Origin of the sequence: Paenibacillus physcomitrellae (genome assembly GCF_002240225.1) — a bacterium.
Classification (GTDB): Bacteria; Bacillota; Bacilli; order Paenibacillales; family Paenibacillaceae; genus Fontibacillus; species Fontibacillus physcomitrellae.
Genome location: NZ_CP022584.1, coordinates 4,234,172 through 4,251,069, shown reverse-complemented (window position 1 = coordinate 4,251,069; position 16,898 = coordinate 4,234,172). Strand labels below are relative to the sequence as shown.

15 protein-coding genes are annotated in these 16,898 nt (G+C 52.5%); 6 read left to right on the top strand and 9 right to left on the bottom strand.

Going from position 1 to position 16,898, the window contains the following annotated elements:
* The first annotated feature begins 294 nt into the window (after positions 1-294).
* The 4 genes from CBE73_RS19085 (at position 295) to CBE73_RS19070 (ending at position 4,162) form a co-directional block, all read left to right on the top strand.
* Entirely contained in the window at positions 295-1,281 is a 987-nt protein-coding gene (locus CBE73_RS19085; protein ID WP_094095586.1) for an iron-hydroxamate ABC transporter substrate-binding protein, read from the top strand.
* A 129-nt stretch (positions 1,282-1,410) separates the two neighbouring features.
* Positions 1,411-2,352, top strand: coding sequence for a FecCD family ABC transporter permease (locus CBE73_RS19080; protein ID WP_229752545.1), 942 nt, complete (start codon positions 1,411-1,413; stop codon positions 2,350-2,352).
* Positions 2,349-3,356 carry a FecCD family ABC transporter permease gene (locus CBE73_RS19075; RefSeq protein ID WP_094095584.1) on the top strand — a complete coding sequence of 336 codons (1,008 nt, stop codon included), beginning with the start codon at positions 2,349-2,351 and terminating at the stop codon, positions 3,354-3,356. Before CBE73_RS19080 ends, CBE73_RS19075 begins: the two co-directional genes overlap by 4 nt.
* Positions 3,357-3,469: 113 nt before the next feature.
* Entirely contained in the window at positions 3,470-4,162 is a 693-nt protein-coding gene (locus CBE73_RS19070) for a metal-dependent hydrolase (RefSeq protein WP_094095583.1), read from the top strand.
* A gap of 110 nt (positions 4,163-4,272) precedes the next feature.
* Here CBE73_RS19070 and CBE73_RS19065 read toward each other — a convergent pair whose 3' ends face one another.
* The 7 genes from CBE73_RS19065 to CBE73_RS19035 all read right to left on the bottom strand — a co-directional run bounded on the left by CBE73_RS19065 (position 4,273) and on the right by CBE73_RS19035 (position 11,839).
* Complete coding sequence (locus CBE73_RS19065; RefSeq protein WP_229752543.1) at positions 4,273-4,989, bottom strand: S-layer homology domain-containing protein; 717 nt, start codon at positions 4,987-4,989, stop codon at positions 4,273-4,275.
* A 121-nt stretch (positions 4,990-5,110) separates the two neighbouring features.
* Entirely contained in the window at positions 5,111-7,045 is a 1,935-nt protein-coding gene (locus tag CBE73_RS19060; RefSeq protein ID WP_094095582.1) for an ABC transporter permease, read from the bottom strand.
* Positions 7,035-7,796, bottom strand: coding sequence for an ABC transporter ATP-binding protein (locus CBE73_RS19055; RefSeq protein ID WP_094095581.1), 762 nt, complete (start codon positions 7,794-7,796; stop codon positions 7,035-7,037). Before CBE73_RS19055 ends, CBE73_RS19060 begins: the two co-directional genes overlap by 11 nt.
* A gap of 122 nt (positions 7,797-7,918) precedes the next feature.
* Positions 7,919-8,923, bottom strand: coding sequence for a sensor histidine kinase (locus CBE73_RS19050; protein WP_094095580.1), 1,005 nt, complete (start codon positions 8,921-8,923; stop codon positions 7,919-7,921).
* A complete protein-coding gene (locus CBE73_RS19045) occupies positions 8,920-9,612 on the bottom strand; it encodes a response regulator transcription factor (RefSeq protein ID WP_094095579.1) in 693 nt (230 codons plus the stop codon). The genes CBE73_RS19050 and CBE73_RS19045 overlap by 4 nt, the downstream gene beginning before the upstream one ends.
* Before the next feature lie 79 nt (positions 9,613-9,691).
* A complete protein-coding gene (locus tag CBE73_RS19040) occupies positions 9,692-10,924 on the bottom strand; it encodes an aminopeptidase (protein ID WP_094095578.1) in 1,233 nt (410 codons plus the stop codon).
* Between the two features lie 153 nt (positions 10,925-11,077).
* Entirely contained in the window at positions 11,078-11,839 is a 762-nt protein-coding gene (locus CBE73_RS19035; protein WP_094095577.1) for an exodeoxyribonuclease III, read from the bottom strand.
* A 152-nt stretch (positions 11,840-11,991) separates the two neighbouring features.
* On the opposite strand from CBE73_RS19035, the gene CBE73_RS19030 reads away from it, so the two are divergent.
* Together CBE73_RS19030 and fabV are read left to right on the top strand one after the other, a co-directional pair.
* Positions 11,992-13,152: an MFS transporter gene (locus CBE73_RS19030; RefSeq protein WP_068693825.1), complete on the top strand. Its 1,161-nt coding sequence runs from the start codon at positions 11,992-11,994 to the stop codon at positions 13,150-13,152.
* Positions 13,153-13,270: 118 nt separating this feature from the next.
* Positions 13,271-14,461 (top strand): enoyl-ACP reductase FabV, encoded by a 1,191-nt coding sequence (gene fabV, locus CBE73_RS19025; protein ID WP_068693824.1) that lies wholly within the window; start codon positions 13,271-13,273, stop codon positions 14,459-14,461.
* Between the two features lie 160 nt (positions 14,462-14,621).
* Here fabV and CBE73_RS19020 read toward each other — a convergent pair whose 3' ends face one another.
* Positions 14,622-16,400 (bottom strand): SulP family inorganic anion transporter, encoded by a 1,779-nt coding sequence (locus CBE73_RS19020; RefSeq protein ID WP_068693823.1) that lies wholly within the window; start codon positions 16,398-16,400, stop codon positions 14,622-14,624.
* Positions 16,401-16,418: 18 nt separating this feature from the next.
* Positions 16,419-16,748, bottom strand: a complete 330-nt coding sequence (locus tag CBE73_RS19015) for an ArsR/SmtB family transcription factor (RefSeq protein ID WP_068693821.1) — start codon at positions 16,746-16,748, stop codon at positions 16,419-16,421.
* Positions 16,749-16,898 lie beyond the last annotated feature (150 nt).

The following is a 16,898-nucleotide window of genomic DNA, read 5'->3' as shown; positions in this document are numbered from 1 at the left end:
CCTTTTTTTAAAAAACAGGACGGCTGTCACGGAGGCACACGAAATCTGCCTATAAACACAAAAAAGCACTTCGCAAGAAAGGCTCTGAGCCTTGCCTGCGGAGTGCTTCATCCGCTGTACCTGTTTGATTACTTTAACTATACCTCTGAATATTCCAAATGTCAATAAATAAACGAACATATGTTTCTTTTATTTTTAGGGATTGACAAATACCCAGCGGTTATTTACAGTTTTAATAACTATTTAATTGATAATGATTATCACTATCATTAAAAGAGAGGGAGTTTTTGAAAAATGAAAAAGTTATTGTTACCTTTGCTTATCCTTATGCTGCTTGCCTTAAGCGCCTGCGGCAACAATTCGAACAGCAGCAATGGCAATACGCCCCCCGGTTCGAACACAAGCGCTGACGCCGCCTCCGCTAACGGCAATTCGAGTGCAGACCCTGCCTCAAATCACAGCTCCTCTGGCACGATCACCTATCAGTCTGAAAATGGCCCCATCGAGCTGCCCGCCAACCCACAGCGGGTTATCGCCCTTTCCGGCTACGCTGGTAATCTCATTGGTTTGGGCGTACCGCTTGCAGGCGTTGATTCCTGGACCAAGTCCGATCCCAACTTTCAGGAGCAATTGAAGGATATTCCTGAGGTATCCGAAGACAATCTGGAGAAAATCATTGAGCTTCAGCCTGACTTGATTATCGCTGGCTCAGATACGAAAAACCTCGACAAAATGAAGCAGATCGCCCCGGTCGTCACCTATACATACAACAAAGTCGACTATCTGGAGCAAATTCTGGAGATCGGCAAGGCGGTTAACCAGGAGCAGAAAGCCGCTGACTGGATCGCCGATTTCAAAGAACGGGCCAAACAGGCTGGTGATGAGATCAAAGCCAAAATCGGAGCAGATAAAACAGTAACCGTCATGGAAGGCGATTCGAAACAGCTTTACGTCTTTGGCGATGCCTGGGGACGCGGAACGGAAATCCTGTATCAGGCCATGGGAATCAAAATGCCGGATAAGGTCAAGGAAATGACCTCCAAGCAAGGCTACTACGATTTGTCGCTGGAAGTCCTGCCGCAATATATCGGGGACTACGCTATTTTTTCCAAGGATCCCTCCATGGACAACTCCTTCCAGCAAACCGACACGTACAAGAACATTCCGGCTGTTAAAAATAATCATATCTTTGAAGTAGACGCTACCACCTTCTATTTCAATGACTTGTTATCGCTGGATTACCAGCTTGATTTCTTCAAGAAATCGTTCTTGGGCAACTAACAAGTGACTTCCAAACCTATGAAACTACAAACCCAACTAAATCAAGAGCAGGGCCATCCAGTACAGGTCCCCAAGCGTACCCGTGCGTTCTGGCCGAAGCTTCTGCTGAGTCTTGTTCTATTCGTTGTCATGTTTGCCATAGCCCTGATGATTGGCGCTAAAAATATTGCTCTGTCCGATATATGGAGCGCGCTCTTCCAGCCGAGCGCTGCCGGTGAGGATATCTCGATCATTCGCGATATCCGGCTGCCGCGCGAGATCGGTGCCATTCTCGTCGGCTCCGCTTTAGCTGTCGCCGGGGCAATCATGCAGGGGCTGACCCGAAATCCGCTTGCGGACCCGGGGCTGCTGGGGTTGACCGCCGGGGCAAACGCCGCATTGGCCTTCACCTTCGCCTTTATTCCGGCTGTCGGATATTTCGGAATAATGATTGCTTGTTTTGCCGGCGCAGCCTGCGGCGTTATGCTGGTCTTCGGGCTCAGCGCCCTGCGGCGACGGGGACTGTCTCCGCTCCGTATGGTGCTTGCGGGCTCGGCCATTTCCGCACTGCTCGCCGCCATTGCCGACGGGATCAGCCTGACTTTCAAAATCTCCAAGAACGTGTCCATGTGGACAGCCGGAGGGCTCATCGGCACCACCTGGGGGCAAATTCAAACCCTGGCTCCCGTCATTCTCGTTTGTATTGCCGCCTCGCTCCTGCTTTCCCGCCAGCTGACGATCCTCAGCCTGAATGAGGAAGCGGCTGTAGGACTTGGCCTGCAGAGCGCACAGGTCAAAATTGCCTTATACGTGCTGATTACCTTGCTCGCCGGCGCTTCCGTCGCTCTGGTCGGGAATTTCGCTTTCATCGGACTGATGATTCCGCATATCGTCAGAGCGCTTGTCGGTACGGATTACCGGACCATTCTGCCTGTTTCGGCTGTGCTTGGCGCCGCCTTTATGCTCTTTGCCGATTTTCTGGCCCGGATGGTCAATGCGCCTCTAGAAACCCCGGTGGCGGCCATTATTTCGATTATGGGACTGCCTTTCTTCCTGTTAATCGTGCGTAAAGGAGTCAAGTCACTTTCATGAGCCAACTTCAACTAATTCGCAGACAACAAATCGTTCTGGTCTCGCTGCTGCTGCTAACGCTGCTTACACTCCTCATCGGCATGGGCATCGGATACGCTTCTGTCTCTTATGACCGTCTCATTCCAACTTTGTTTGGCCACGGCACCTTTAAAGACGAATTTGTGTTATTCTCCATCCGGCTGCCTAGGATGTTGATTACTCTGCTGGCCGGTATGGCGCTGGCTTTGTCAGGCTCGATTCTGCAAGGGATCACCCGGAATGAACTCGCCGATCCCGGCATTGTCGGCATCAATGCAGGCGCAGGAGTAGGAATTACGGTCTTTTTCCTGTTTGTCCCGATCGACGCCGGATCGTTTGCTTATGTCATGCCTTTGGTCGCTTTTGCCGGCGCCTTGGTCACGGCAGTGCTCATTTATGCTTTCTCTTACAGCCGCAAAGACGGCATGCAGCCGATCAAACTTGTGCTTACCGGCGTTGGTTTCTCTCTGGCGTTATCGGGGATCATGATCGTGCTGATTTCCCGGACGGAGCAGACCAAAGTCGATTTTATCTCGCGATGGCTTGCAGGGAATGTATGGGGAACAGATTGGCCGTTTATTGCCGCGCTGCTGCCGTGGCTGATTCTGCTTATTCCTTATGCTTTTTATAAATCCAAGACCTTGAACCTGCTGGCCTTAAACGAGGAGGTTTCGGTTGGAGCTGGTGTACCTGTACAGAAAGACCGGATTCTCCTGACTCTGGCCGCTGTGGCGCTGGCCGCATCAGCTGTGTCCGTCACCGGCGGCATTGCGTTCATTGGACTGATGGCTCCGCATATCGCAAGAGCCTTGGTCGGGCCAAGACATCAGCTGTTTGTTCCTGTCTCGATTCTGATCGGAGGATGGCTGCTGCTCCTCGCCGATACAATCGGAAGGAATCTGGTTGATCCTGACGGCCTGCCTGCAGGCATTGTCGTCGCTTTTATCGGAGCGCCGTATTTTCTGTACCTGCTGTTAAAGAAATAAGACCTCTTTTGCAATCATGAAAATTTTGGTTTTCCTAAATGAAGAGATTATAATAGAGTTTAGGTTGCCGCAGGCGACCTCCATCATCTCTCTTAAGGAGGCCAACGGAACAGATGCAGCTTATTTATCATGGACATTCTACGATTCAGTTACAAACCAACGGCAAATCTCTGATTGTCGATCCTTTTCTGAGCGGCAATCAGCTTGCAACCGTTAAACCTGAAGACATTAAAGCCGATGCGGTGCTGCTGACCCACGCCCATGCCGACCATATCCTGGACGCGGCTCCGATCGCCAAAGCGAATAACGCTCCAGTAATCGCCAATCCTGAATTGGCTACTTACCTGACTTGGCAGGGGGTTGAACAAACGATCGGCATGAACATTGGCGGAACCGTAGACCTTGGTTTTGCCACAGCCAAAATGACGCATGCCTTCCACAGCTCCGGTATAATCGACGAAGCGAATAAAACGGTCATTTACGGCGGCATGCCAGCCGGTTTTATTATTAAAGCGGAAGGCAAAACGATTGTTCACGCCGGCGATACCGGTTTGTTTGGCGACATGAAAATGATCGGCGACATGAACGAAATCGACGTGGTATTCCTGCCGATCGGCGACCATTTTACCATGGGTCCTGAAGATGCACTCCAGGCTGCGGTTTGGTATAACGCCAAACTGGTTGTGCCTATTCATTACGATACCTTCCCGCCGATCAAACAAGATGCGGATGCGTTCGTAAGCCAACTGGAGGCCAAAGGCCTGAAAGGCAAAGTGCTGCAGCCGGGCGAAGCGCTTGAAATCTAATCCTTTAATCGGGATCGGAATTTAATTCCAGTGAAGACATAAAAGGCATCCTCTCCGAAATCCGGAAGGATGCCTTTTTCATTCCTAATTCAAGCTTACATGCTGTAAAATTACTCGCCGGCAGGAGCCGGAGCCGCGAAAGGATGGGCATTCACGAATTCAATCATGTTGTACAGCATAACAGCCGCTTCAGCGCGGGTTATGCTGCCTTTAGGATTGAATTTGCCGTTTTCATCCAGCGCCGTGATTTTCCAGGCCAAAGCCCGCTGCACCGCGCCTTGGTAAACCGGATTCAAATCCGCATCATCAGCGATGTCTTTTGGAACGAGATTAACCATAGGCAGGTTGGCCCATTTCTCGACGATCTGCACCAGGTATGCGGTGTACTGCTCACGGGTCATCGCCTCGGAAGGAACGACCGCGTTGTCAATATCCAGCCCTTTGCTCGAAGCGTCCAGGAAAGCCTGCGCATACCAAGCGGTATCTACCACATTGATGAACACGCCTTTCTCGGCGGCTTCAGCAGCTTGCGCGGACGCAATGACCGACAAGCCGTTGGCGATCATCTGCACCGCTTCAGCGTTGGTCAGGCTGGCGGCCGGATGGAATTCGGCATTGCCGGTTCCTTTAAGCAGGCCTTTTTCCTGCAAAGACAGGATTTTGTCCTGGCCGTTCACGCCGCTCAGGTCGCTGAAGCCTGCATCTGCTGCGAATACCTGGCTGCCGAGGGCAGCGGACAAGCAAAGGGCCGCGAATCCAGCCGCCATTTTACGTTTCGCCGATTTCGTTGAATTCGTCGATTCTGTCGATTTTACGGATTTTACCATGGAGAGACACCTCTTCTGTATAGGAGTTGGAATTATTTACTTCTATACTTCAGACAGAGAATACGCTTAAAAGGTTGCAGGGGCAGATTCGAATCTGCCCCCGCTGTTGTTTTACAGCCGACTAAAGCGCTTGTTTGATCACCTTTTTATAATGCTGAACAGACAGAATACCAAAGATGGAATAAAGCGCGGTATACAGCACCATGACGATGATCATCGGGGTCCACACCTCGGTTCCGAACAGAAACCAGCCGGACTGCACGGCAAAATAACTGTGGCAGAGGCCGACGATGAGCGGAATACCGAAGTTAAAGACCTGCTTCACCCGGATGCCCTTCTGCAAATCCCCGCGCGTAAAGCCAAGCTTGCGCAAAATGGTGTAGCTGTCCTTCTCCTCTTCGCTTTCACCTGTCTGTTTGAAGTACAGGATACAGCCCGAAGTAATCAGGAAAGTAAGCCCCAGAAATCCGACGATAAACATAATGAGTCCCATATTTAGACGCTGGTTGTGCATGAGATCCTGTCTGGAAAGCGGATCCCCCTTCATCTGGTAAAGCTCTCTGTGGAAAATGTCATTGGCTTGCTGCAGCTGCGCCGGATCGGTAATCTGCACGCCGTTATAGTTAAAAACTTCTTCCGCTTCCGTCTTCATACGGTCGAATAAAGACTGATCCACGACCAGCGTAGGCATGGTTCCTATGGAATACTGCGAAGAAATCACATGCTCCCCGCGAAGGCCGAGATACTTCAATGGAATAGACTGACCGGCCGAAATAAGATTGATGCTGCCCGAATCCTTAAGCGGCAGAAACTTTTGCAGCAGATCATTACCGCCGGCAAATACCGCTTCGTCCGGAGCCAAATCCAGCTTATCGTCCGACTTGTCTCCGACTACGGCCAGATCAATATGATTACCGCCGCTGGAGATCAGCGCGCTGGCCCCGCCGTCCTGGATGGCTTTAATATCCGCCGGCACATGAATGACCTCCACCCGTTTCACCGTATAGCCGATGCCGTTGTCGGCCAACGCTTTGCCTAACACATCGGCGTCCCCTACCTTCGTAAGCGCAAAATCAAGCGGCACTGAATCGGCAGCCGACTTCTCCGCGGAGTAATAAGAGATGTAAGACAAGGACAGCAGACCGATCGCCAGCGCCGAAACGGTGGTAATGATCGTCAGCATCAGCGCGCTGGATTTCATGCGGAACATAATCGAAGACAGGGACAACACATCTGTAATGCCCAGATAGCCGCCTTTGCTTCTCCGGATCATTTTGGAGATAAAGCTGACAGAGCCTTTATAAAACAAATAAGTCCCGATAATAACCGCTGCCAGAATAAACAGCATAGCCCCAAACAGTTGAACCATGGAGACGAAATCCCCTCCGAACAGCTTGGAGGAAACATAATACCCGGCCCCAATAAAGGTGATGCCGAGCAGGCCCATTACGATTTCCCAGAAGGACAGCTTGCTGACTTTAGCTTCTGTGGAGGAGCGGACCCTGAACAGGGACAAAATGCTCTGACGCGCAATAAACAAATAGTTCATCAGCATAATCAGCAGATAAATGCCGCAGAAGATGATGAGCGTCTGGCCCAAAGCCTGACTGGAAAAGTTCATCGCCGTTTCCGTTTCGATCCCGATAATTTTGAACAAAATCATCAGCATGAGCCTGGAGAAAGTGAACCCTACCAGAATGCCCACGATAAGCGAACCGAAGTACAGCATCAGATTCTCAGCGCTCAGAATACGGAAAATCCGCTGCTTCGTCATGCCGATCAATTGAAACAAACCAATCTCCTTGCTGCGGCGCTTGATAAAAATACTGTTGGCGTACAGCAGAAAGATCGCCACGATCGCCACCAGCAGTACGGAGGCCGCTCCCAGCGCCGCCCCGCCTTTAACGGAGCCTTTTGTTTCGTCCATGGACGGGTCATACTGCAGGGTGACAAACGAGAAATACAAGGCCGAGCTGAAGATCAGAGCAAATACGTACAGATAATAGTTTTTGAGATTTTTGCGCAGATTGCGCCAGATCAGGTGATTAATGTTCATGCTGCACCCCGCCGAGTACGCCCTGCGTTTTCATGATGTCCTGGAAGAACACCTGCCGGTCCTGAGCTCCGCGGTTCAGCTGGGTGTATACTTGTCCGTCCTTGATAAAAATAACCCGGCTGCAGTAGCTCGCGGCTACCGGATCATGCGTGACCATCACGATCGTCGACCGGCGGCTGCGGTTCAGCTCGCTCAGCTTGTTCAGCAGGTCGGACGCGGATTTCGAATCCAGGGCGCCTGTCGGCTCATCGGCAAAAATTATGCTTGGCTCATGAATAAACGCCCGTGCTGCCGAGGTCCGCTGCTTCTGCCCGCCCGAAATTTCGTTCGGGTATTTGTCCGCAAGCTTCAGAATGCCAAGCTCGGAGGCCACCGACTTAAAGCGGTCATTGGCTTCCCCTTTAGGCGTCTTCGTAATCGAGAGCGGCAGCAGGATGTTTTCTTTGACTGTCAGCGTATCCAGCAGGTTGTAATCCTGAAAAATAAAACCGAGATGCCGTTTGCGGAACTCCGCCAGCTGCTTCTCTTTCATGTTCGTCATCTCCACGCCGTTAATGCGGATGGAGCCGTGGCTCAGCTTGTCGATGGAGGACAGGACGTTCAGCAGGGTCGTTTTGCCCGAGCCCGACGGGCCCATGATGCTCACAAATTCCCCTTCTTCGATGACGATGTCGATCCCTTTCAGAACCTCCTGGCTGTTCAGCTTGCTGCCGTAAATTTTATGAATTTTCCGGGCTTCCAATATACTCATTTCGATTCCCCTCTACTTTGCTTAGCGGCCTGACGGCCTTATTTGTTCCCAGTATATAAAATGGGAAGGGGGTTCGGCGTTTGAATCGCCTAACAAAACAACATAAGCATGTGACAAAAACGTCACATGCTTATCATATCCACAAATTCATTCCTTTTCGAAAAAATAAGGATCATCCGGGTGCCACGGCCGGGCTCGGAATCGGCCTGAATCCGGATGGACAACGCTTCTGCCGCGCGGCGTGTCAGATATAGTCCCATACCGGTCGATGCCTGATCCCCGTGCCGGATCGTCGAAGTAAACCCTTTGTCAAAGATGCGGGGGAGATCCTGGGCCTCAATCCCCCTTCCCTCATCCTGCACCTCCACAACGACTTGCCCCTCCTGCATGGCACTGACGATCGTAATATCGCTGCTCTCGCTGTATTTGATTGCATTGGTCAGCAGCTGGCGGAAGATGAACGATAACCATTTGGCGTCACTGTATACTTCCGGGGCCTTAAGCTGGAGCTCAACCCCGATCCCTTTCTGCATGCACCAGGACTGCAGCGATCTGATCTCCTGGACAAGCAGCGTCTTGAGGTTCAGCTTTTCAATGTACAGATCATTTTCGAGAAAGGAAATCCGCTTACTATGCAGCTGCTGGTCAAGCAGCAGGTGGATGCGCAGCCATTCATAAGTCAGATTGGCTTTCATGGGCGCGTCCTCCATCCGCTCGATCATAAGATGCATGGCGGTCAGCGGTGTTTTGACTTCATGAATCCAGGCCAGCAGATCATCCTTCTCGCTTTCAAGCAGCATCTGATTCCGCGAGACCTCCTCGCGCAGACGTTCCGTTTGCTCGGCAATACTGGCGTCGATGATCTGTTCGAACGGGCTGTCTGGCTCCTGGATGCCTTGTTTGTCCAAGCTGGTGTTCCATTCCTGCAGACTCCGGTAAAAGCGGATCTCTTTGAAATACCGGTAAACAAGGAACGCCAGAAAAGCCAGGATTGACAAAAACACAATATAAGCTGCCGGCCAAAAAGGAATTGCCGCATCCACAAAGGCGACGAACAAAATTAAAGCCTGCTGCAGGATTACAAATGCAATCCAGGTGATCCGCTCGCGCAGAAATTTGCCGATCATAGAGCGTCCTCTTCCACAGCCATGTATCCAAGGCCCACCTTGGTTTCGATCTGCTGGCCGAGCCCGATCTCCTCCAGCTTCTTGCGCAGCCGGTTCAAATTGACGGTCAGCGTATTATCGCTTACGAAGCGCTCGTCTTCCCATAAGCTGCGGATCAGCTCTTCCCGGCTGACCACCTTGTTCTTGTGCTCGATCAGCTGCTTCAGGATCAGGCTCTCATTCCGGGTGAGCTCTACGGCGCCTGTTTCGTTGGTTACGGTATTTTTCTCGTAATCGACGGCCGCTCCGCACCAGGTTTTAAATGCTGCTGCCGGATCGCTGCTGTAATTATAGACTCTCCGCAGAATAGCCTGAATCTTGGCAACCAGCACCTCGAAATGAAACGGCTTCTGGACGTAGTCGTCCGCACCAAGCTGCATGGACATGACCATATCCGTCGGATGGTCGCGGGACGACAGGAAGATGATCGGCACATTGGAATGCGCCCGGATCATCCGGCACCAATGGAAGCCGTCAAACTTGGGCAGCTGAATATCAATCAGCACGAGATCGGGCTGGATCGCCGTATATTCCTGAAGCACCTGACTGAAATCGCCTATCCCGTATACTTCATAGGACCACTGCGTCAGCCGCTCTTTGACCTCCTGGAATAAGGTTTGATCGTCTTCAATCAATAAGATTCTAAACAAAAACAACCACCTGCCATCTATATTAAGCATCCCTGCCCGATCGGTTTATATTCCCTGGTGAACCGGATTTCTGCCTGCTCTAGGCCCAGTTACCGGCGCGGAACACGGCTTCCACGCTGCCGTCCTCCAGCTCGCCATCAATTTCCAGCTCCGCGGAGCCGATCATGAAATCGACATGCGTCAGGCTGACGTTGCCGCCTTTCGCCTTCAATTCGTCTTTGCTCAGCTTGGTGCCGCCTTCGATGTTCACCGGATAACAGCTACCCAAAGCGAAATGGCAGGAGGCATTTTCATCAATGCCGGTGTTGTAGAAGATGCGGTTCATCTGTGAAATCGGCGACAGATGCGGTACCAGCGCCACCTCGCCCAGATAAGACGCGCCTTCATCAGTCTCCAGCAGCGAACTCAAATGCTCGCGTCCGGACTCAGCGTCATATTCCACTACTTTGCCGTCCTTGAACGTCAGCTTGATGCCTTCCACCAGCCGGCCGTTCAGGTTCAGCGGCATCGTGCTGGCAACCGTGCCGTTTACGCCGGTGCGCTTAGGCATCGTGTAAATTTCTTCGGTTGGCATATTCGCTACAAAATAAGTACCGGATTCGGCGTTATCGCCGCCTCCAAGCCACAGATGGCCTTCCGGCAGCTCCACACGCAGATCCGTGCCCGGCGCGCGGTAGTGCAGCGCTTTGTAACGTTTCGTGTTCATGCGGTTTTGCGTTTCTTTTAGCGTGGCAATATGCTCCTTCCAGGCCTGGATCGGATCGTTGTCCGCCTTAACCCGGTTCATCTTGAACACCGCTTCCCACATCGCAGATACCCGTTCCTCTTCCGGAAGATCAGCAAATACTTTGTTAGCCCAGTCGCGCGTCGGAGCTTTGATCAGAGACCAGACGACCTTGTTGCTGCGTACGTAAGACTGATATTTCTCCCGCGCAACCGCGGCGGCTTTTACTTGTTTCGCCACCTTAGAGGAATCGATGCCCTTGAACAGCTCCGGATTCGGAACCTTGATATGTAGGACGGCCCCGCCGCTTTCAGCCAGCTGCTCCATCGTATCCGCCTGCCATTTCGGGTAATACCCGAACGACTCGTCGGACGCTTTCTCATAGCGAATGCGCGTTACCTGCTCATCGTCCCAATCCACCTGGACGAATTTCGCTCCGGCTTCATAAGCTTTAGCAACGATCAAACGCGTAAAATCCACCGTTTCCAGCGGCGCGTTCACCAGCAGAATTTGTCCGGGCTGAATGTTGACGCCAACCTTGACAACCAGCTCTGCATATTTGTTCAGCATAACTTCAAAATCTTTCATGTTGCAGTCCTCCACTTTTCATTAGCCAGCTATTTGAGCAGCTTGTTTTTGTTCTATATTAACATGAGATGGGCACAAGCGGACCGGCATTGCCTAACAGCCGGCTCGCCGCCCCCTGTCTGACTCCGGTTCAGAGCTTGATCGCCTTGAGCTTTAAGTCAGATCATCCATCTCCAGAATAACCGGGCAGTGATCGCTGCCCAGAATGGCCGTGTCGATCTTGGCATCGCGCAGCAGCGGCAGCAGCCGCTCGGAGGCCAGGAAATAGTCGATGCGCCAGCCGATGTTCCGTTCCCTGACCTTCATCATATAAGACCACCAGCTGTAAACGTCTGTCGTGTCCGGATAGAAATGACGGAACGTATCCACAAATCCCGATCCGAGCAGATCGGTCATTTTAGCCCGCTCCTCATCGGTGAAACCGGAGTTGCCGCGGTTAGATACGGCATTTTTCAGATCGATCTCCTGATGAGCCACATTCAGATCGCCGCAGACGATAACCGGCTTCCTGCTGTCCAGGTTCTGCAGATACTGCCGGAACCGGTCCTCCCATTCCAGCCTGTAGGGCAGGCGGGACAGATCTCTTTTTGCATTAGGCGTGTATACATTCACGAGATAAAAAGCTTCGAATTCCAGCGTAATGGTGCGTCCCTCGGCCTCCGAATCCTCCTCCAGTCCGTACCAGACGGACAAAGGTTTGATCCGGGTAAATACCGCGGTGCCGGAGTAACCTTTCTTCACCGCATAATTCCAATACTGCTCATATTCTTCCCCATGCTCCATCGTAATTTGCCCGGCCTGGAGTTTGGTCTCCTGCACGCAGAAAATATCGGCGTCCACGCGGTTGAAATAATCCTGAAACCCTTTGCTCACTGCGGCCCTCAAGCCATTAACGTTCCATGATACCAGTCTCATTTCTGCTGACTCTCCTTACATCTCCCAAGTATCGTTTCTTTATATAATCCTTAAGGGAATAATTGGTTTATGAATTCCGTTTAAGTGTAACATAACCGGTAAACTATGATAAATTGAAGATATTAGGTTATCGGGAGGAAGATCGACGATCCATGAGCCATTCATCTTTGCTTAAAGGCTTTAATTTTTTTTATTTCGCGCTGCTGGCGATTTTTATTCCGTTCCTGCCGGTATATCTGGATGACCAGGGGCTGAACCCGTCCCAGATCGGTGTTATCATCGGCACGGGAGGCGTCATTACGATTATCGCCCAGCCGCTGTGGGGCATGATCAGCGACCGGACCAAAACGATCCGCAAGGTGCTCATCGTTCTGCTGATTTTATCCGCCCTGACCGGATTCGGCCTGTATGCTTCAAGCTCCTACAGCCTGCTGGTCGGGCTGGCCATGCTGACTTATTTCGTGCTGATGCCGATCGACCCGCTGACGGAAAGCCTGAACTTCCGGGTTTCGGAGGCGGCTGGCACCAGCTACGGCTCTATCCGCACGTTCGGCGCGCTTGGATACGGCGTCATGGCACTGCTGTCCGGCTATTTTATGACTTATCTCGGCGCCCACAGCCTCGCTTATCTGTTCGCCGGCCTGGCCCTCGTCAGCCTGGTGCTCACCATCAGCATGCCCGACGCTCCGGTGGCAGGCAAGCCGGTAACGCTGAAGAGCCTTAAAGCCTTCCTCGGCAGCAAGGAGACGCTGCTGTTTCTGCTGCTGGTGTTTATCAGCTCGGTTCCAGCCCGTATGAATGACACGTTCCTCGGCGTTTATATCAAAGAGCTCGGCGGCAGCTCCAGCCTTGTCGGACAAGCCTGGTTCCTTGCCGCAGGCTCGGAAATCGCCGTGTTTGCCCTCAGCTTCTGGTGGCTGCGCCCCGGCCGCGAGCTGATTACCATTTCGATTGCCGGCGCGTTTTATTTCGTCCGGTTCTTCGTCAGCGCCTGGGTGACCGATCCGCATTGGCTGGCGTACATCCAGCTCCTGCAGCTGCTGACCTTCCCGGTCTTCTATTCGTCGGCGATTCAGTATTTGTACCGGATCGTGCCGGCCGAATGGCGGGCGACCGGACAGACGGTTTTGGCCCTGCTGTTCTTTGGCGTATCGGGCATCATAGCTTCTTATGCGGGCGGAGCTTTATATGAAGCCGCCGGCGGTCAGCTGCTGTTCCTGCTGATCTCCGCCTTGTCTTTGGCCGGCATGGTGTTCGGCTGGATTCTCTATGCCGTTTACGGCAGGAGAGCAAGATTTTTGAAAGAATCTTGAAAGGCACTGGTTATGAAAGGTTAATTGTTGCTAAAATAGGAAGCGTACGCCCTACATACGCCTTAACGCTGAAATCTCGTATAAAGGAAATTACGGATAAAGAAAGGAACTTAAACTGATGATTATTAAACCAAGAACACGCGGCTTTATCTGCACCACTTCACATCCGGTCGGTTGTGCGGCGCAGGTCCAGCAGCAAATCGATTATGTAAAATCCCAGCCCGCTGTTAAAGGGCCCCGCAATGTGCTCGTCATCGGCGCTTCTACCGGCTACGGCCTGTCAGCGCGGATCGTGGCCGCATTCGGCTCCGGCGCCAACACGGTTGGCGTTTACCGTCCAAGCAAAAGCACCCAAACCCGCACAGCGTCTGCTGGCTGGTACAACTCTGCAGCCTTTGAGAAAGCAGCCGAAGAAGCAGGACTGAAATCGTTCAGCGTAACCGGCGATGCTTTTGACGCTGACACGAAGAAGCGCACGGCTGAGCTGATCAAACGTGAGCTTGGACAAGTGGACATGGTCATCTACAGCGTGGCTACTGCGCGCAAAACAGACCCGGCAACAGGCGAAGTATTTAATTCCGTGCTGAAGCCGATCGGACAAACCTACACCAACAAAACGGTTGATTTCCATAACGGCACGGTGACCGATATTTCGATTGAGCCGGCAACCGAAGAAGAAATCAAAGCCACCGTTGAAGTCATGGGCGGCAATGACTGGCAGGACTGGATGCAGATGCTCGAAGAAGCGGGCGTGCTGGCTGACGGCGTTATTACGCTGGCCTATTCTTACCTTGGTCCTGCGCTTACCCAGCCGATTTACCGTGACGGCTCCATCGGTCAAGCCAAAGATCATTTGGAGGCTACCGCCCGCCGGATGAACGATCAGCTTGCCGCTAAACAGGGACATGCTTATGTCGTGGTCGGCAAAGCGCTTGTGACGCAATCCTCCTCCGCCATCCCGATTGTGCCGCTGTACATTTCGGCGCTTTACAAGGTGATGAAGGAGAAAGGTATTCACGAAGGTACGATTGAGCAAATGTACCGTCTATTTGCGGAGCGTTTGTATACCGAAGGCGATGTGCCTGTCGATGAACTAAACCGCATCCGTATTGACGATTGGGAAATGCGCGAAGATGTGCAGCAGGAAGTGGCTGACATCTGGAACAGCGTGGACAGCGAGAACATCTGGAAGCTGACCGATCTGGAAGGCTACCGCAGAGAGTTCTTCCAGTTGTTCGGCTTTGAGACCGAAGGCGTGGATTACGAAGCGGACGTGAACCCGGAGATTGAAGTTCCGCACCAAAACTAATAATAGGCTGCTGGCCTTGTCAGCGGCAGCACAAAAAGCGGTTTTTCCTCAGAGAAGGAAAAACCGCTTTTTTTGTTATATCCGTATGGTGGCCGGCTGCAGCGATTTGCGAAATATTGGCTAGAATCGCATGCTCTATCAAACGAAAGCTCTTAATCTGTTAAATAGTGCCCGGCTTCTGTACCGAAGGCCCCGCCGAACCCGGAACGGCAAATCCAGCCGTCTCTCCTTCTGCTTTGCACAAAGAAGCACATTCCCGGAACGCGAATTGACGGCAGCCTTTGCAGGTCGGCCGGTCCACTCTGGACAAGGCGAAGTCGAGCGCTTCGCCGGTATGTTCAAAGCAGTGGCGGTCGCCAAGCCGCGCATAACCACCCGTTTTCGTCAGCATTTCCTTCGGCTGGCGGTTTAGTCCCGCCACCAGCACGGTTGTGCCTTTATCCTGCAGCTTTCGCACCAGCTCTGTGAACTGAGCTTCCCCCGTCGTATCCATAAACGGCACCCGGCTCATCCGCAGAATGACGCAGCCCAGCGGGTGTTTGGCCAGCTCGCTGCCTTCCTCCTCAAAAGCTGTGGCTGCGCCGAAGAACAGCGCCCCATTGACGCTGAAGATCGCGATCTGCGGACAATCATGGTGGCGGTCTGGCTGCAGCGCTTGCATTTTGCGTTCGCCGTGCGCCGCGTCTGGCAGCGCTTTATGCATGACAAGCGAACGGCTCATCCCCCAAATAAACAAAACGGCCGCCAGCAGCAGCCCGGCTTCCACCGCTGTCGTCAAGGTGGTGAATACGGTAAGAAAGAAGGTTACCAGCAAAATAACCGAATCGCCGGTGCGGGTCTTCAGCATTTTGACAAATGCTTTGCGTTCGCTCATATTCCAGGCCACCATCATCAATACAGGCGCCATGCTCGCCAAAGGGATGTTGGAGGCATAGGGTGCAAACAACGCAACAATCAGCAGCACCACAATCCCGTGCACAATCCCAGAAAGCGGGGATGCCGCTGCGCTGCGGATATTGGTTGCCGTCCGGGCAATGGCGCCCGTGGCGGGAATCCCGCCAAAGAAAGGCGTAACTATATTAGCGATACCCTGCCCAAGCAGCTCGCGGTTGCTGTTATGGCGTGTACCGCTCATACCGTCTGCGACAACGGCTGACAGCAGCGATTCGATGCTGCCCAGCATCGCGATGATCAGCGCCGGCTCCAGCAGCCGCAGCAGATGAGACGCTGATAAATCCAGCCCGTGAATCACCGGCAGTCCGCCGGGAATTGTACCGTATGCCGAACCGATGGTTGCCACTTGACCGGGATAAAGCCAAAGCGCAGCCGCGGTCGACAGCAGCAGCCCCACCATGGACGCCGGCAGCTTAGGCAGCAGCTTCGGAGTGATCAACAGAGCCGCCAGACAAATCGCGGCGGTGAGCACGCTGTACAAATTCCAGGTGGGAAGCCGGTCCCAGAGCTCCCGCATGCTCCCGAGGAAATATTCATGCCGCTTGACGCCGGTAAGCCCCAGGAAATTCCCGATTTGTCCCGAGAAAATCGTCACGGCGATCCCCGCCGTAAATCCAATCGTCACGGGTTTGGGGATATAGCGGATCAGGAATCCCAGCCGCAGCACCCCCATCAGCAGCAGAATAACGCCGCCCATAAAACCGGCGATCAACAGATCCTGATACCCGTATTGCATCACGATGCCAAGCAGCACCGGAATAAAGGCACCTGTAGGACCGCCGATCTGAAACTTCGAACCTCCAAACAAAGAAATAAGAATACCCGCTACAATTGTCGTATACAGCCCATATTCCGGTTTGACGCCCGAGGCGATGGCAAAGGCCATGCCCAGCGGAATCGCGACAATGCCGACAATGCCCCCTGCGATCAGATCCCTTCTAAACGCTTCCCCGGTGTAATGCTGATAACGTCCACTCCACTTCATCTTTCTACCTTCTTTTCTCTATGGGTTCTGCTGCATTTCTTCCAATACCGAAATGGTTTCAACCAGGTGGTTGTTAAAAATTTGCTTCGCCACGGCCAGCAGATCACGGATCAGCGGGTCGCGGAGCGAATAAGTGACGGTGGTGCCGGATTTGACGGTGTTTACCAGATTTTTGGCGCGCAGTACCGCTAATTGCTGGGATACTGCAGAACCTTCAAGACCTACGATCGATTGAATTTCATTGACGTTGCGTTCTCCTTCGCACAACACCTCCAGAATCCGTATCCGAAGCGGATGAGCCAAAGCTTTAAAAAATTCCGCCTTGAAGCGGGGAATCTGCATATCCATTCAAGCCCACCCTTTCTGTTCTGTTATCTTCAAATATTTGAAGATTTACAAAAACAGATTATGCAGACAACTGTGAAATTTTGCTATGACATTTGTCACACATGTGCCACTTTTTTAGCCATTCTAAATAAGGGGCCCCTCCCTAATGAT

Coding starts and splice junctions, on each gene's coding strand:
- CBE73_RS19055 (WP_094095581.1), bottom strand. CDS start 7,796: ATGAGTATATTGGAAGCCCGGAAAATTCATAAAATTTACGGCAGCAAG.
- CBE73_RS19015 (WP_068693821.1), bottom strand. CDS start 16,748: ATGGATATGCAGATTCCCCGCTTCAAGGCGGAATTTTTTAAAGCTTTG.
- CBE73_RS19035 (WP_094095577.1), bottom strand. CDS start 11,839: ATGAGACTGGTATCATGGAACGTTAATGGCTTGAGGGCCGCAGTGAGC.
- CBE73_RS19075 (WP_094095584.1), top strand. CDS start 2,349: ATGAGCCAACTTCAACTAATTCGCAGACAACAAATCGTTCTGGTCTCG.
- CBE73_RS19060 (WP_094095582.1), bottom strand. CDS start 7,045: ATGAACATTAATCACCTGATCTGGCGCAATCTGCGCAAAAATCTCAAA.
- fabV (WP_068693824.1), top strand. CDS start 13,271: ATGATTATTAAACCAAGAACACGCGGCTTTATCTGCACCACTTCACAT.
- CBE73_RS19030 (WP_068693825.1), top strand. CDS start 11,992: ATGAGCCATTCATCTTTGCTTAAAGGCTTTAATTTTTTTTATTTCGCG.
- CBE73_RS19040 (WP_094095578.1), bottom strand. CDS start 10,924: ATGAAAGATTTTGAAGTTATGCTGAACAAATATGCAGAGCTGGTTGTC.
- CBE73_RS19085 (WP_094095586.1), top strand. CDS start 295: ATGAAAAAGTTATTGTTACCTTTGCTTATCCTTATGCTGCTTGCCTTA.
- CBE73_RS19065 (WP_229752543.1), bottom strand. CDS start 4,989: ATGGTAAAATCCGTAAAATCGACAGAATCGACGAATTCAACGAAATCG.
- CBE73_RS19020 (WP_068693823.1), bottom strand. CDS start 16,400: ATGAAGTGGAGTGGACGTTATCAGCATTACACCGGGGAAGCGTTTAGA.
- CBE73_RS19070 (WP_094095583.1), top strand. CDS start 3,470: ATGCAGCTTATTTATCATGGACATTCTACGATTCAGTTACAAACCAAC.
- CBE73_RS19080 (WP_229752545.1), top strand. CDS start 1,411: ATGTTTGCCATAGCCCTGATGATTGGCGCTAAAAATATTGCTCTGTCC.
- CBE73_RS19050 (WP_094095580.1), bottom strand. CDS start 8,923: ATGATCGGCAAATTTCTGCGCGAGCGGATCACCTGGATTGCATTTGTA.